Here is a 13,388-nt window from a genome sequence, read left to right on the forward strand (position 1 = left end):
CCGTCCGGCTCGACCCGCAGCACGTCGAAGGAGGGCGGCGCCATCGCCGCGTCAGCCTGAGTGGAGGGCGTCTGGGTTGAGGTCGCCTGGGAACCCGCTGCGGGCTGGGCCGTCTGCGGCGCTGCCGGCTTTGCGGCATCAGGCGCCTTGGCTGTCTGCTGCGGTTCTGTCACCGCGTCCTTGACGGCATTGCCTGCTGCATTGATCGCGTCGCCGATCGGCTTTGAATCCTTGTTTATCGCGGGCATCACGAAGAACACCATCAGCAGCGATGCGATAGCCAATACGATCAGAGCCAGCCAGCCGGCGCGGTTTTTCATCATCAATGCCTCTCCCGACAGCTATAGCCATCGCATATTCGGATTAACCTTTTCCTCCCGCGTTCACAAGCTTTTCACACGATAAACCCTTGCTCTTCCGGGCATTTCCCGTCAATTTTGACGACCGGGGCTCGCTTTGGCCCTCCACTTGAAATGCCTTATGGAGAAAACTGTGCCGATTCGATCCATCTGCGTTTACTGCGGTTCGCAGCCGGGACGCGATCCCGCCTATATCGAGGCCGGCCGTGCGCTCGGAAAATCCATCGCCGCCCATGGGCTTCGGCTTGTTTATGGCGGAGGCACCAAGGGTATCATGGGTGCGGTCGCGGCCGGCGTTCTGTCGAACGGCGGTCAGGTCACCGGCATCATTCCCGAATTCCTGGTCGACATGGAGGCCACGCGCCATTCGCTCGGCCAGCTCGACGAGCTGATTGTGACGGAGGACATGCATGCGCGCAAGCACAAGATGTTCGAGCGCGCTGACGCTTTCGTGACCCTGCCGGGCGGCATAGGCACGCTGGAGGAGATTGTCGAGATCATGACGTGGGCGCAGCTCGGACGGCATCAGAAACCGATGGCATTTGCCAATATCGGCGGTTTCTGGGATCCGATGCTCGACCTCATCACCCACATGCGCGAACAGGGTTTCATCCACCGCGCGCATCTGGTCCAGCCGCTTGTCATCGCCAATGTCGAGGAGATCGTTCCGGCGATCCTCGAACAGGGCGAGGACCGCCCGCCGTCCGGCGGCGAGGAGGCTGTCATTTCAAAGCTTTGAGCGCCGGTGCTTAAGCTCTAGTCGACGATGAAGAGTTTTGCACCGACCGCTGTCGAGGAGCGGTGGGGCTCGGCATCGTCAGCCACCTGGTAACTCATGCCGGGCTTCAGCACGAAGACCCGGCCGTCGGCGAGTTCGGTCGTCAGCGCGCCTTCGAGGCAGAGCAGGACATGGCCTTTGACGCACCAGTGGTCGGCGAGATAGCCTGGGGTATATTCCACCATCCGCACCCGGATCTTCCCAAAATGGCATGTCTGCCAGGTCGCGAGCCCGGTGTCGCCCTTGTGTTCGGTCTTGGGCACCGTGCTCCAGTCGGTCGTGCCGAACGGAATGTCGCTGATCTGCATTCTTATGCTCCGGAAAGGGATTATCGGCCGCGCGTCTGTTTCAGCATCGACCAGGTGTAGACGGCGAGCGCCACCCAGATCAACGCAAAGGCCCCGAGCTTCACCAGGCTGAGCGGCTCGTGGAAAGCGAAAACCGCGATCAGGAAGATCATCGTCGGCGCGATGTATTGCATGATGCCGATGGTCGAGAGTTTCAGGAGTTTTGCGCCATTGGCATAGATCATCAGCGGTGCGGCGGTGATGATTCCGGCGGCCATCAGGATGAACGTGTCCCACCCGGTCGAATTGAGGAGATGGCCCTGGCCGGTCGATTCCAGCCAGATCACATAGGGCAGACAAGGGATGCTGATCAGCAGCACTTCCAGGAAGAAACCCTGGTTTGGGCCGATCGGCAGGGTTTTCCGGAACAGCGCATAGAACCCCCAGGTGACGGTGAGCGCCAGCGAAACCCACGGCAATCCGCCCGCGTCATAGGTGAGGATCGCCACCGCGACCACCACGAGGCCGATCGCGGCAAGCTGCACCGGCGCCAGTCTTTCCTTGAGCAGGACGGCTGCGAGAAAGATGCTGAACAGCGGATTGATGAAATAACCGAGCGCCGCATCGAGCGCCCGGCCGGCGGCGACCGCCCATACATAGATGCCCCAGTTCGCCATGATGATCAGGGCGGTCAGGCATGCCATGGCAAGCATGCGCGGGTTCTGCACCGCCACCTTGAGATCGCCGGTGCGACGCAGGATGAGGAGAACGATTCCGGCAACCGGCACCGACCAGATGGCCCGGTGCGCCAGCACTTCGAGCGAAGGAATATGGGCAACAGCCTTTAGATAGAACGGCAGAAAGCCCCAAAGGAAATAGGCCGTCAGCCCGAAGGCGAAACCGCGTGGGGTATCCTCGTTCTTCGCTATTGTCGCCGGGGCGATGTCGGTGGTCATGCGGGTGTTTCCGGTATGTTTGTTCTGGTTATCCCCCGTTTAAACGAATAGGTTGAGCCGGACCAATTCATTTCATTGAAGAACCTATCGTCTGTCGCGATTCTGTCGGCTTGGCTTGCGATAGTGATCGCTTGTCAGAACGGAGGAATGGGATGGATTTCGAAAACCCGCCGTTGCACCGGCAGATCTACGCCCGCCAGATCCTGGCCAAGGCCAGCGTGAGTGCAGACGCCCGGCTCCTCGCCGCTTTCGCCAAGGTGCCGCGCGAACAATTCATCGGCCCGCCGCCCTGGGTCTATAACGACTTTCGCAATTACCGCGAACTCGCCTCGACTGATCCGTTGGTTCTCTACCAGGATCTGCTGGTCGGCCTGGACACGGCGCGCGGCGTCAACAACGGCATGCCGTCGCTGCATGCCGGGGCCCTTCACGCGCTCGGCATCCGCGACGGCGAGACCGTCGCTCATCTCGGCGCCGGGACCGGATATTACACGGCGATCATTGCCGAACTGGTGGGGCCGTCGGGCCGGGTGGTCGCCGTCGAATACGACGAGGCTCTCGCAGACAAGGCGCGCCAAAATTTGGCAGATTACAGAAATGTCGAGCTCGTCTGCGGCGACGGGACCGAATGGCCGAAGGAGGACGCGGACGTGATCTACGCCAATTTCGCGCTCGACCACCCGCCGGCCGCCTGGATCGATAATCTGGCGGTCTCGGGGCGCACGCTCTTCCCGCTCGGCTTCCCGGCAATCGACAACGGCCGGCGGAACGGCTTTACCGGCCGCGCGGGTTTCCTGATGATCGACCACCGCGCAAAAGGTTTCGGGGCCAAATTCCTGCAGCCGGTTTCCTTCGTCTGGGCCGAGGGCCAGCAACCGGTGCCGCCGGGCCGCCACCAGGGACTGGCCGAAGCCTTCCGTTCTCGCCGGGGTTATCAGGTGCGCAGCCTGCGCTGGCGGGAGCCGCCCCGGGAGGGGGAGTGGTACGGCGAGGAAGATTGGGGGCTGAGTTTCGAGGAGGTGTGAGGGCGTCAGCTCCACCAAAGTTCTTGGTCCTAGGGCGCCCGAAACGAACATCGCAATGGATTGAAAATTTCCGGTTCAGGGACTTGATCATTTTAGGTCGACTGTCCTACAAGAGGATTAGGACAATTGCCCTAATCCGTGAAGCCATCGCTTTGCACCCGGGCAACAGCAAACAGGGTTGCCACATTGAAGGGTATGGACACACGCAATCAGATCGTAGACGCCGCTGATCGCCTCTTCTACGAGCGCGGGTACGACGTAACGTCGTTTGCCGATATTGCCGAATGCGTGGGCCTGTCGCGCGGCAATTTTTACTACCACTTCAAGACGAAGGACGAAATTCTCAACGCGGTGATCGCCCTTCGTATCGCCAACACGCAGAGAATGCTGGAGGCATGGGAGGCTGAAGGCGGGACAGCTGCCGACAGAATCCGAAGCTTTATCAATATCCTCATCGTCAACCGAACGAAGATCATGGCGTATGGCTGCCCGGTCGGATCGCTCTGCAACGAACTCGCCAAGCTCGATCATGTCGCCAAAACCGACGCCGCCGCACTTTTCACCCTGTTCCGCGAGTGGCTCGCTCGCCAGTTCTGCGCTCTGGGTCGGGGAACCGATGCCGACGCGCTCTCCCTACATCTCCTGATGCGAAGCCAAGGTGTATCGACGCTCGCCACGGCGTTCCGCGACGAAACCTTCATCCGCCGCGAAGTGGATGCCATGCAGACGTGGTTGGAGGCGCATATCTCGGAGCGGCCGCTCGCTCCCCAATCCGTTTCATCACGAACCGTCTGAAGGAAAACCGGCATGTTCATCGTCACCCTGAAGTTCGCCGACAAGGCAAGGGCTCCGCAATTCATGGAAGGGCACAATGCCTGGATCAGAAAAGGCTTTGATGACGGTGTTTTTCTGCTGGTCGGCAGCCTCCAACCGAATGCAGGCGGATCCGTGTTGGTCCACAATACCACACGGGCCGACCTCGAAATGCGTGTGACGGACGATCCTTTCGTTGCCGAAGGCGTTGTCAGCGCTGACATTCAGGAAATCGTACCTGGCCGTGTCGATGACCGGCTTGCGTTCCTGAAGGCCTAGACACCAGGGGCGCCATCATCTCGGATGCGCGGCCGATTGTCTCCAACCCGAATCTCTGATCAATCAGGCGAACGGATGTCGGCGGAGGCGAAGGTCATGGCGGAGCAGGATCCCATCGAGGTTTCCGAACAGCGGATCGGACGCGCGGAGGCGCTTGGCTTTACGGCCGCCGGAGGCCCGGTGATCCTGAACGGCTGCATTCTGGAGGAAGCGGACCTGTCGGGGCTGGATCTCCAGCGCTGGGAATTCAGAAACTGCAGGATGACCACCGTCAATCTGCGGGCCGCCGACCTCGAAGGGGCAAAATTCGAGGGATGCCGGGGACCGTTCGCCAATTTTACGGGCGCCAACCTTGCGGAGGTGGAGTTCCGGAATTGCGACTTCAACAACGCCGCTTTCCTGGAAGCCAAAATGAACGACACCCGGTTCGTCGGCTGCAAGCTGACCGGCGCCAACCTGACTCGGATCGCCTCGCTCGGCCTGTCGTTCAAGGAGACCATCCTCGCCCAGGCGAGGCTTCCCGCATTGTCGTTCCGGAAGTCCCGGATCGAGCGGGTCGATTTCGGCATGGCCGATCTGTCGAAATGCGATTTTCGCGACGTCGTGTTCGACGGCTGCAGCCTGCGTGACACGGGGCTCGTCGATGCCAGGTTCGAAGGGGCCGATCTGCGCGGCGCGGACCTCGGCGGCCTGAAGCTGATCGATGCCAGGAAGTTCAGGGGAGCGACGATCTCGCGGCAGCAAGCCGGAGATATCCTGGCGGAACTGGGACTGAAGGTTCAATAGCCGGGTGCGGCATCCTCAGTCTCCGGTTCTTCCAGTCGTCTTGCAGGCGAGAAGGATTAGACGGCTACGCGCCGTGCTTCCTTGTCGGCCGACTTCCGGTCTGCGCCGTGCTTTTCGATGATCGCCTTCGCATCTTCAACCGAAATGCGATGTTTCTTGGCGAAGGGGATAGGCTGGTAAGGCTGGTCCGCGGTGTTTGCTTTTTTATCAGACATGAACGTCTCCGATCTCGATGCTCCGGCAGGATGCCGAAGCCTCTTTGGATTAATGAAACGGTGAGGGGGTTGGTTGCCAGGCGCTGCTGCGTCATTACCGCGAGCGGCTGCCTCAATGTACCGTCTATATGGTACGAAAGCCCCTGAAACACAATGGCCCGGATCGGGCCTCAGGATTCGGGGCCGCCTGCCAACTCCTGCAGGGACGGTTTTCGCGCGAAACCTTCAGTATTTCTTCTTGCGGACGATCTTGTTGCCCTTCGGCCCGCTCAGAACCGGCGTCCTGTCGCGGTTTTCCGCAAGCAGGTTGCGCCAGCGTTCCAGGCGATCGGCGGAAAGTTCGCCTTTGGCAACAGCTGCCTGCACCGCGCAGCCCGGTTCGTGGGCGTGGGTGCAATCGCGAAACCGGCAATTCGGTGCCAGATCGGTGATCTCGGCAAACAGCGTATCGATGCCGTCGGTAACGTCGCTGACATAGAGCGTCCGAATACCCGGCGTATCGATCACCCAGCCGCCACCGGCAATCGCGTGCAGCGACCGTGCCGTGGTGGTGTGACGACCCTTTGCATCACGTTCGCGAATGCTACCGGTCTTCTGCATCGTGTCGGACGCATGCCCGGCGAGCGTGTTGACCAGCGTCGACTTGCCGACGCCGGAGGAGCCCACCAGTGCCACCGTCTGCCCTACGCCGCACCAGGGCTTCAGCAAGGCAACGGCATCCGCAGTGCGCGCATTGAGGATGACCACCGGCAGGTCGCGCTGCAGCGCCCTGGCCTGCTGCTTGAACGGGCCGGCATCTTCGACCGTGTCGGCCTTGGTCAGTACGATCACCGGATCGGTCCCGGCCTGGTTGGCCATGATCAGGTAGCGTTCCAGCCGTCCGGGGTTGAAATCGGCATTGCACGAGGTGACGATGAACAGCGTATCGACATTGGCTGCGGCAAGCTGCTGGCCGTGCCCGCCTTCCGCGCGCCGTTGAAACACGGTCTTTCGGTCGAGCCGGCGCACGAGCATGCCCGTCAGCGGATCGGCAAGAACCCAGTCGCCGACCGCAAACTCCGCGGTATTGCTATTGGGCGGAAGTTCGATCTCGACCGGTCCGCTGACACCGATCGCGTCGATGCGTGCCCGATGAACAGAGGCAATGCGCCGGACCAGGAGTTCGGTCTCGTCCGGCTCGACCTGAGCCGCAAAGAAATCGGACCAGCCAAGCAGTTCAAGCGATGAGGGCGGGTTGGAGCCGGTCAAGGTTCGGTACGAAAATTCGGGGACGCCGTCATGGGCAGGCTTTCCGCAGGTTGCGATTGCGTGGTTTATGGAGAACCGCGTTGTCCACGCTCCAACAGTGTCGATAGCGGGTAACCCAATATAGCAATCATCGGACGGTGGAAATGGCGCCGCAGCGAAGAACAACCCTCGAACTCGACGGCGAAACCGTTGATCAGCTCGTCCAGCACCTCGATCGTGATTTTGTCGCCAGCGGTTTCAGCAGGCTCGAGGGCGGTAGTACCGAGGTTTACAGGATTGATCTCGTGCGAGCCGAGCACAGCTCGCTTGTCCTCAAAATCTATCCGGATGAACCCGAATGGCTGCCGAAGAAGGAGAACCTGGTGGCCGGCTGGCTGGAAGGGCTGATACCGCCTGTCCCCCGGTGGTCGAGGGTCGACGAAACACGCACCCTCCTGCCGTTGCGCTACTCCCTCCTGACGCTTTTGTCCGGCCGGTCGCTCCGCCACTGGATGGACGAACCGGATATCGCGCAGGCTTATCGGCAGATGGGAGAGCTGCTGAGGCAGGTTCACACCGTGCCGATGCCAGCCTATGGCTACATTCGCGGCGACGGGATCGATAAGCCGTGTCTGACCAATACGGACTATATGACGGCGGCGTTCGAAGACGTGTTCCGGCGTTTTCGCGATCTCGGCGGCGATGCGGAGCTCGGGCGAAACCTGCAGCACCTCGCCGAAGGCAGTTTTGATCTCCTGGCCGAAAGCGGCGGTCCCGTGCTCTGCCACGACGACTTCCATCAGGGCAATGTGCTCGCTTTGCGCGACGGTGCCGGAGATCTTCGGCTGAGCGGGCTCGTTGATTTCGGCAACGCGCGGGCAGGGGACAGGCTCTTCGATCTGGCCAAGGCCCTGTTCTGTTCCGCGCACGAGGACCCGCGCAGCCACCGGCCCATCCTTGAAGGTTACGGCCGGACCGACCATCCGGATATGGAGCGGGCGCTGTGGCTCTACACCCTTTTCCATCGCACCAGCATGTGGTGCTGGCTGACCAAACTCGGCGTCGATGCGACGGCCGAGACCGGCCCCGGCGGTCTTCTCCGGGACCTGGGCGAGATGGCCGGCCGAGGCTCTGCGGTGAGCTGAACGACGCCCGGACCAGCCGCGGCGCGGCGGAGTTCAGAGCGGCGCCTGGTAGCGCCTGTCGGGAGATGGCGAGGCGGCATTAGCCTCGCTCTCCTAACCTCACTCCGCCGCGATCTTGCCTGCCAGATGCCGGTTCTTCATCAGCTTGTAAATGACTGAATCCATCAGCGCCTGGAACGAGGCGTCGATGATGTTTTCCGAGACGCCGACCGTCCACCAGCGCACGCCGTCGCCGTCGGTGGATTCGATCAGCACCCGGGTGATCGCCTCGGTGCCGCCGTTGAGGATACGCACCTTGAAGTCCGCGAGCACCAGGTCATCGATCTCGTGCTGGTATTTGCCGAAATCCTTGCGCAGCGCCCGGTCGAGCGCGTTGACCGGGCCGTCGCCCTCGGCGACCGACATCAGCGTCTGGCCGTCGACAATGAGTTTGACCACCGCTTCGGAGACGATCTTGATGCGGCCGTGGCTGTCGAAGCGACGCTCGACCATCACCCGAAAACCTTCGACCGAGAAGAATTCCGGAATGGTGCCGAGCGTGCGGCGGGCGAGCAGTTCGAAACTCGCATCGGCACCCTCATAGGCATAACCGGTCGCCTCGCGTTCCTTGACGATCGAGATCAGTTGGTCGAGCTTCGGATCGTCCTTGCCGACCTCGATGCCGCGGCGCTTCAACGCGTTGATGAAGTTCGACTTGCCGCCCTGGTCGGAGACCATGACCTTGCGCAGGTTGCCGACGCTTTCCGGCGTCACGTGTTCGTAGGTGCGTGGATCTTTCAGCAGCGCCGAGGCATGGATGCCGGCCTTGGTGGCGAAGGCAGAAGCGCCGACATAGGGGGCCTGGTGGTTCGGTGAGCGGTTCAAGAGCTCGTCGAAGGCGTGGCTGAGGCGGGTGAGGCCGGTCAACCGCTCGGCATCGATCGCCGTCTCGAACCGTGTGGCGTAAGCGTCCTTCAGGGCAAGCGTCGCGATGATCGTCACGAGATTGGCATTGCCGCAGCGCTCGCCGATGCCGTTCAGCGTCCCCTGGATCTGCCGACAGCCCGCCTCGATCGCGGCGAGCGAATTGGCCACCGCCTGGCCGGTATCGTCATGGGCGTGGATGCCGAGCGAGGTGCCGGGAATGCCCGACGCGATCACCGCCTCGACGATGGCGCGGATTTCGCCCGGCTGGGTGCCGCCATTGGTGTCGCAGAGCACCACCCAGCGCGCACCCGCTTCATAGGCCGTCCTGGCGCAGGCAAGCGCATATTCGGCATTGGCCTTGTAGCCGTCGAAGAAATGTTCGCAATCGACCAGGGCTTCCTTGGCAGCGCCGCGGGCGGCCTCGACGCTGTCGCGGATCGCTTCGAGGTTTTCCTCGTTCGAACAGCCGAGCGCCACGCGCACATGGTAATCCCAGCTTTTGGCAACGAAACAGGTGGCGTCGCTTTTCGCCTGCAGCAGCACGGCCAGCCCCGGATCGTTCGAGGCGGAGATGCCAGCCCGCTTGGTCATGCCGAAGGCGACGAATTTCGACTTCGCCGTGCGTTTCTCCGAGAAAAAAGCGGTATCGGTCGGGTTGGCGCCGGGATAACCGCCCTCGACATAATCGAGGCCGAACTCGTCCAGCAGGTTGGAGATGGCGATCTTGTCCTCGACGGAAAAATCGACGCCGGGGGTCTGTTGCCCGTCGCGCAGCGTGGTGTCGAAGAGATAGATGCGTTCACGTGTCATGGGTGCTCCTCCTGGAGCGGTATCATTACATTGGCGGCGGCGGCACCCCCCTCTGGCCTGCCGGGCATCTCCCCCACAAGGGGGGAGATCGATGCGTGGCCACGTCCCGCCTTCCATCGACGGTCATGGGGAGGGGGAACCGGTGCGCCCATCCAATCTCCCCCCTTGAGGGGGAGATGGCCGGCAGGCCAGAGGGGGGTAGCCACGAATTCCACGGTCAAACCTTCCCCGCAAACCGGTCCGTCGCGCGGATCAGCTGGTCGGTAATGCCGGGTTCCGAGATCGCATGCCCCGCACCTTCGATGATGTGGAAATCCGCGTCCGTCCAGACTTTCGAAAGCTGCCAGGCATATTTCAGCGGGCAGGGCATGTCGTAGCGGCCGTGCACGATGACGCCCGGAATGCCCTTTAGCTTTGTCGCGTCGCGCAACAACTGCCCGTCTTCCAGCCAGCCGGCGTTCATGAAGAAGTGGTTTTCGATGCGCGAGAAGGCGAGCGCGAAATGGTCGTCGTCGTGGTCCGACGCCAGTTCGGGGTTCGGCAGAAGCGTGATGGTCGAACCTTCCCAGACGCTCCAGGCCTTGGCGCAGCGGATCTGCTCGGCCTTGTCGGTGCCGGTGAGGCGGCGGTGGTAGGCGGCCATCATCTCGTGGCGCTCGTTTTCCGGAATGGGGGCGACGAAGGCCTCCCACTTGTCCGGGAACATTTCCGATACGCCGAACTGGTAGTACCAGTCGAGTTCCGGCCTGGTCAGCGTATAGATGCCGCGCACCAGAAGTTCGGTGACCCGCTCCGAATGGGTTTCCGCATAGGCAAGCGCCAGCGTCGAACCCCAGGAACCGCCGAACACCTGCCATTTGTCGACGCCGACCATTTGGCGCAGCCGCTCGATATCGGCGACCAGATGCCAGGTGGTATTGGCGTCCAGACTTGCATGCGGCGTGGAACGACCACAGCCGCGCTGGTCGAACAGGAGCACGTCGTAGAGATCGGGGTTGAAGAGCCGCCGCTGGTTCGGATTACAGCCGCCGCCCGGGCCGCCATGCAGGAAGACGGCCGGCTTGGCGCCCGGCTTGCCGACCCGCTCCCAATAGATCACATGGCCGTCGCCGACATCCAGTTGCCCTGTCGCGTAGGGTGCGATCTCGGGATAGAGCGTGCGCAGAACTTCAGTCATAGATGCAGACCCTTTGCCGGCCAGTTTTCGGTATCGTGATCGGGATGCTGGAAGGAAATGATCTGCTCCTGCTTGACGGCGTCTTCGCCGCTGTCGCGCACCGGCTGGTCGAAGATCGTCGTCACCCACGGGATATGCGAGGCATAGTTCACTTGGATCTTCGGGGCGAGGTCGCCGCGGTCGTCGAAGGCGCCGATCGCCAGTTCCAGCCCGCCGGGGTAACGGTAGGTGAGCGGCGTGCCGCAATTCTCGCAGAAGCCGCGGTCGATATTCACCGATGACTGGAAATATTTCGGCTCGCCGCGGGTCCATTCGATGCCGTCCTTCGGCGCGGTCACCAACGGCCCGAAAAACCCGCCGAAGGCTTTCTGGCACATGCGGCAATGGCAGATCGAGGCGCGGCCGAGCTCGCCGTGGATGCGGAAGCGCACGGCGCCGCACTGGCAACCGCCTGTTCTCAAAGTTTCGGTCACTGTCTGTCCTCCTTGGGAGCGGTTTCGGGGGCAGCGGTTTCGGGCGGCCATGTTTCGGTGTCGTGATCGGGATGCTGGTAGGAGACGATGTCGTCGAGGAACGGCGCCGAGGCGACGTCGTCAATGGTATCCCGCTCGGGAAGTTCATGCAGGTGGTCGACGAAGCCGATCTTGCCTTCCACGCCGAACTGCACGACCGGAGGAAGCTGGCCCGGCTCGTCGAAACTGCCGGCGGAAATAGCGATGCCGTCGGCCGCCTCATAGGTCATCGGCGTGCCGCAGTTTTCGCAAAACCCGCGCCGCACATGGTTCGACGAGTGGAAATATTTGAGCTGGCCGCGCGTCCAGGTCAGCTCCGCCTCGCCGGCCGCCACCAGCGGGGCATAATAGGCGCCGAACGCCTTCTGGCACATGCGGCAATGGCAGATCGAGGCATCCGGCGCATCGCCCACCAGCCGGAAGCGGATCGCGCCGCACTGGCAGCCGCCGGTCCGAACGACATTGCTCATGACCTGCCCTCCGCATCCCCATTCCTGTCCGGCCAGACCTCGGTATCGTGGTCGGGGTGCTGGTTGCTGCTCGCCGAGATCGTCTCTTCTTCCTGCGGCGTCATGTCCATCTTTGCATCGTGATGCAGGCTGTCGAGGGTCCCGAACCAGGGCATCTTGTGGGCAAGATTGGTCTGCACCTCCGGCTTCACCGATTGCGGATCGTCGAGGGAACCGAGCATGATGCTAATATGATCGCTCGACCCGTCATAAAAGAGCGGCGTGCCGCATTTTTCGCAGAAGCCGCGCCGTACCGTTTCCGATGACTGGAACCAGGCCGGCTCGCCGCGTGTCAGCTTGAAATTTTCGTACATCACCCCGCCAAGCGGCATGAAATAATTGCCCGCCGCCTTCTGGCACATGCGGCAGTGGCACAGATGCGGAAACCCGAGCTCCCCTTCCGCCCGGTATCTCACAGCGCCGCACTGGCAGCCGCCGGTGTGGATCTGGGTCATTGACTGTCCTCCCCGACGATTTTCACGATATGGAGACAAACATTGTCGATGTCTTTCAGGACGTCGTCATTCCAGAAGCGCAGGACGGTCCAGCCATCCTGTTCCAGGCGCTGGGTTCGCGCTGCGTCATACCGAAGATCCTCGTCGTTGCCGTGCTGCGAGCCATCGACCTCAACGATGAGGTGGTGCGTCGGGCAGGCGAAATCCACGATGTAACCCGCAATCGGCAGTTGGCGTCGAAAGCTCAGACCCATCAGGCGGTGGGCGCGCAATTCGTTCCAGAGCTTCAGTTCGGCATCGGTCAGCGCCTTGCGCATGCGCCGGGCATTGGCGCGGCGCTGCGGCGGGATGGGGGCATGCGGCATATCATGCTCCTTATCGGCGCGGAGCGCGTGGTTACCCCCCTCTGCCCTGCCGGGCATCTCCCCCACAAGGGGGGAGATCGGAGTGTGGCGAACACACTCGCCTACATTGGATGTCGCAATCTGGGATAGGTGTTCTCGCAAGGCAAGCCGAGTTTTCAAATTCCGAAGGTTGAAAGGCTGCTGCGAGTTAGTGTGTGGGGATCTCAGGGCGTGAGCGCGGCGAAGAAGGCGATCAATGTCCGGGCAAGCGGGCGCGCCCAGCCGATCTCCCCCCTTGTGGGGGAGATGCCCGGCAGGGCAGAGGGGGGTATGCCGCGCCCGCATCGCCATCCTATTGCCTGAGCTCCAGCACCATCACACGCCTTCCGGTGCGTGACACACCGCCTCGATATTGTTGCCGTCGGGGTCAAACACGAAGGCGCCGTAATAGTTGGGGTGGTAGTGGGTGCGCAGGCCGGGCGGGCCGTTGTCACTGCCGCCGGCTGATATCGCCGCGGCATAGAAGGAGTCCACCTCGGCCCGGCTCCTGGCGGTAAACGCAACGTGCTGGGAATGGCCGGGGACTGGTTTGTCCTCGTGCAGCCAGTAGATCGGCCGCTCGCGTCCGTAGCCGCCGACCTTTACGCCGCCCGTATATTCAGCCGGAACCATGTAGAGCAGCGAGGCGCCGAGCGGCGCGAAGGCTGCATCGTAGAATGCCTTGGCCCGGTCGAAATCCGCGACCTTGATGCCCATGTGATCGATCATCGCCTTGCTCCTCGCGCGTTGTTCCAGGAGGTGAAGC

At 62.2% G+C, this 13,388-nt stretch carries 17 protein-coding genes and 2 pseudogenes; 7 read left to right on the top strand and 12 right to left on the bottom strand.

Features of this window, described 5'->3' with window-relative positions:
* A pseudogene (locus MOV63_RS04360) lies at positions 1-323 on the bottom strand (hypothetical protein); the annotation flags it as partial.
* A gap of 157 nt (positions 324-480) precedes the next feature.
* On the opposite strand from MOV63_RS04360, the gene MOV63_RS04365 reads away from it, so the two are divergent.
* The gene (locus MOV63_RS04365; protein WP_247031946.1) at positions 481-1,098 is read left to right on the top strand and encodes a TIGR00730 family Rossman fold protein; all 618 of its coding nucleotides are present in this window, start codon (positions 481-483) and stop codon (positions 1,096-1,098) included.
* 17 nt (positions 1,099-1,115) lie between these two features.
* Here MOV63_RS04365 and MOV63_RS04370 read toward each other — a convergent pair whose 3' ends face one another.
* Both MOV63_RS04370 and rarD read right to left on the bottom strand, forming a co-directional pair.
* The gene (locus MOV63_RS04370; RefSeq protein WP_038541588.1) at positions 1,116-1,445 is read right to left on the bottom strand and encodes a DHCW motif cupin fold protein; all 330 of its coding nucleotides are present in this window, start codon (positions 1,443-1,445) and stop codon (positions 1,116-1,118) included.
* Positions 1,446-1,465: 20 nt separating this feature from the next.
* Entirely contained in the window at positions 1,466-2,380 is a 915-nt protein-coding gene (gene rarD / locus MOV63_RS04375; RefSeq protein ID WP_038541591.1) for an EamA family transporter RarD, read from the bottom strand.
* 152 nt (positions 2,381-2,532) lie between these two features.
* Here rarD and MOV63_RS04380 point away from each other — a divergent pair, with 152 nt between their 5' ends.
* The 4 genes from MOV63_RS04380 to MOV63_RS04395 all read left to right on the top strand — a co-directional run bounded on the left by MOV63_RS04380 (position 2,533) and on the right by MOV63_RS04395 (position 5,283).
* On the top strand, positions 2,533-3,405 hold the full coding sequence (locus tag MOV63_RS04380) for a protein-L-isoaspartate O-methyltransferase (RefSeq protein WP_247031947.1): 873 nt from the start codon (positions 2,533-2,535) through the stop codon (positions 3,403-3,405).
* Between the two features lie 195 nt (positions 3,406-3,600).
* Entirely contained in the window at positions 3,601-4,200 is a 600-nt protein-coding gene (locus MOV63_RS04385; RefSeq protein ID WP_247032139.1) for a TetR/AcrR family transcriptional regulator, read from the top strand.
* Between the two features lie 12 nt (positions 4,201-4,212).
* The gene (locus MOV63_RS04390; protein ID WP_038541598.1) at positions 4,213-4,497 is read left to right on the top strand and encodes a YciI family protein; all 285 of its coding nucleotides are present in this window, start codon (positions 4,213-4,215) and stop codon (positions 4,495-4,497) included.
* A 96-nt stretch (positions 4,498-4,593) separates the two neighbouring features.
* Positions 4,594-5,283, top strand: coding sequence for a pentapeptide repeat-containing protein (locus MOV63_RS04395; RefSeq protein WP_247031948.1), 690 nt, complete (start codon positions 4,594-4,596; stop codon positions 5,281-5,283).
* 56 nt (positions 5,284-5,339) lie between these two features.
* Here MOV63_RS04395 and MOV63_RS04400 read toward each other — a convergent pair whose 3' ends face one another.
* Together MOV63_RS04400 and rsgA are read right to left on the bottom strand one after the other, a co-directional pair.
* Positions 5,340-5,498, bottom strand: coding sequence for a hypothetical protein (locus MOV63_RS04400; protein WP_172729950.1), 159 nt, complete (start codon positions 5,496-5,498; stop codon positions 5,340-5,342).
* Positions 5,499-5,723: 225 nt separating this feature from the next.
* Entirely contained in the window at positions 5,724-6,746 is a 1,023-nt protein-coding gene (gene rsgA, locus MOV63_RS04405) for a ribosome small subunit-dependent GTPase A (protein ID WP_247031949.1), read from the bottom strand.
* Positions 6,747-6,889: 143 nt separating this feature from the next.
* On the opposite strand from rsgA, the gene MOV63_RS04410 reads away from it, so the two are divergent.
* Positions 6,890-7,870 carry a phosphotransferase family protein gene (locus MOV63_RS04410; protein ID WP_247031950.1) on the top strand — a complete coding sequence of 327 codons (981 nt, stop codon included), beginning with the start codon at positions 6,890-6,892 and terminating at the stop codon, positions 7,868-7,870.
* Positions 7,871-7,969: 99 nt separating this feature from the next.
* Here the strand turns inward: MOV63_RS04410 and cimA are convergent, their stop codons facing one another.
* The 6 genes from cimA to MOV63_RS04440 form a co-directional block, all read right to left on the bottom strand.
* The gene (gene cimA / locus MOV63_RS04415) at positions 7,970-9,586 is read right to left on the bottom strand and encodes a citramalate synthase (protein WP_247031952.1); all 1,617 of its coding nucleotides are present in this window, start codon (positions 9,584-9,586) and stop codon (positions 7,970-7,972) included.
* A gap of 217 nt (positions 9,587-9,803) precedes the next feature.
* A complete protein-coding gene (gene pip, locus MOV63_RS04420; protein ID WP_247031954.1) occupies positions 9,804-10,763 on the bottom strand; it encodes a prolyl aminopeptidase in 960 nt (319 codons plus the stop codon).
* Complete coding sequence (locus MOV63_RS04425) at positions 10,760-11,236, bottom strand: GFA family protein (protein ID WP_038541609.1); 477 nt, start codon at positions 11,234-11,236, stop codon at positions 10,760-10,762. Before MOV63_RS04425 ends, pip begins: the two co-directional genes overlap by 4 nt.
* Entirely contained in the window at positions 11,233-11,745 is a 513-nt protein-coding gene (locus MOV63_RS04430; RefSeq protein ID WP_247031956.1) for a GFA family protein, read from the bottom strand. Before MOV63_RS04430 ends, MOV63_RS04425 begins: the two co-directional genes overlap by 4 nt.
* Positions 11,742-12,239 carry a GFA family protein gene (locus MOV63_RS04435; RefSeq protein ID WP_247031958.1) on the bottom strand — a complete coding sequence of 166 codons (498 nt, stop codon included), beginning with the start codon at positions 12,237-12,239 and terminating at the stop codon, positions 11,742-11,744. The genes MOV63_RS04430 and MOV63_RS04435 overlap by 4 nt, the downstream gene beginning before the upstream one ends.
* On the bottom strand, positions 12,236-12,604 hold the full coding sequence (locus MOV63_RS04440; protein ID WP_247031960.1) for an endonuclease domain-containing protein: 369 nt from the start codon (positions 12,602-12,604) through the stop codon (positions 12,236-12,238). Before MOV63_RS04440 ends, MOV63_RS04435 begins: the two co-directional genes overlap by 4 nt.
* Positions 12,605-12,629: 25 nt before the next feature.
* Between MOV63_RS04440 and MOV63_RS32915 the strand changes: the two are divergent.
* A pseudogene (locus MOV63_RS32915) lies at positions 12,630-12,913 on the top strand (hypothetical protein); the annotation flags it as partial.
* 45 nt (positions 12,914-12,958) lie between these two features.
* Here MOV63_RS32915 and MOV63_RS04445 read toward each other — a convergent pair.
* Positions 12,959-13,351 carry a VOC family protein gene (locus tag MOV63_RS04445; protein WP_247031962.1) on the bottom strand — a complete coding sequence of 131 codons (393 nt, stop codon included), beginning with the start codon at positions 13,349-13,351 and terminating at the stop codon, positions 12,959-12,961.
* Positions 13,352-13,388: the final 37 nt, after the last annotated feature.

Origin of the sequence: Neorhizobium sp. SHOUNA12A, assembly GCF_023006505.1 — a bacterium.
Taxonomy (GTDB): domain Bacteria; phylum Pseudomonadota; class Alphaproteobacteria; order Rhizobiales; family Rhizobiaceae; genus Neorhizobium.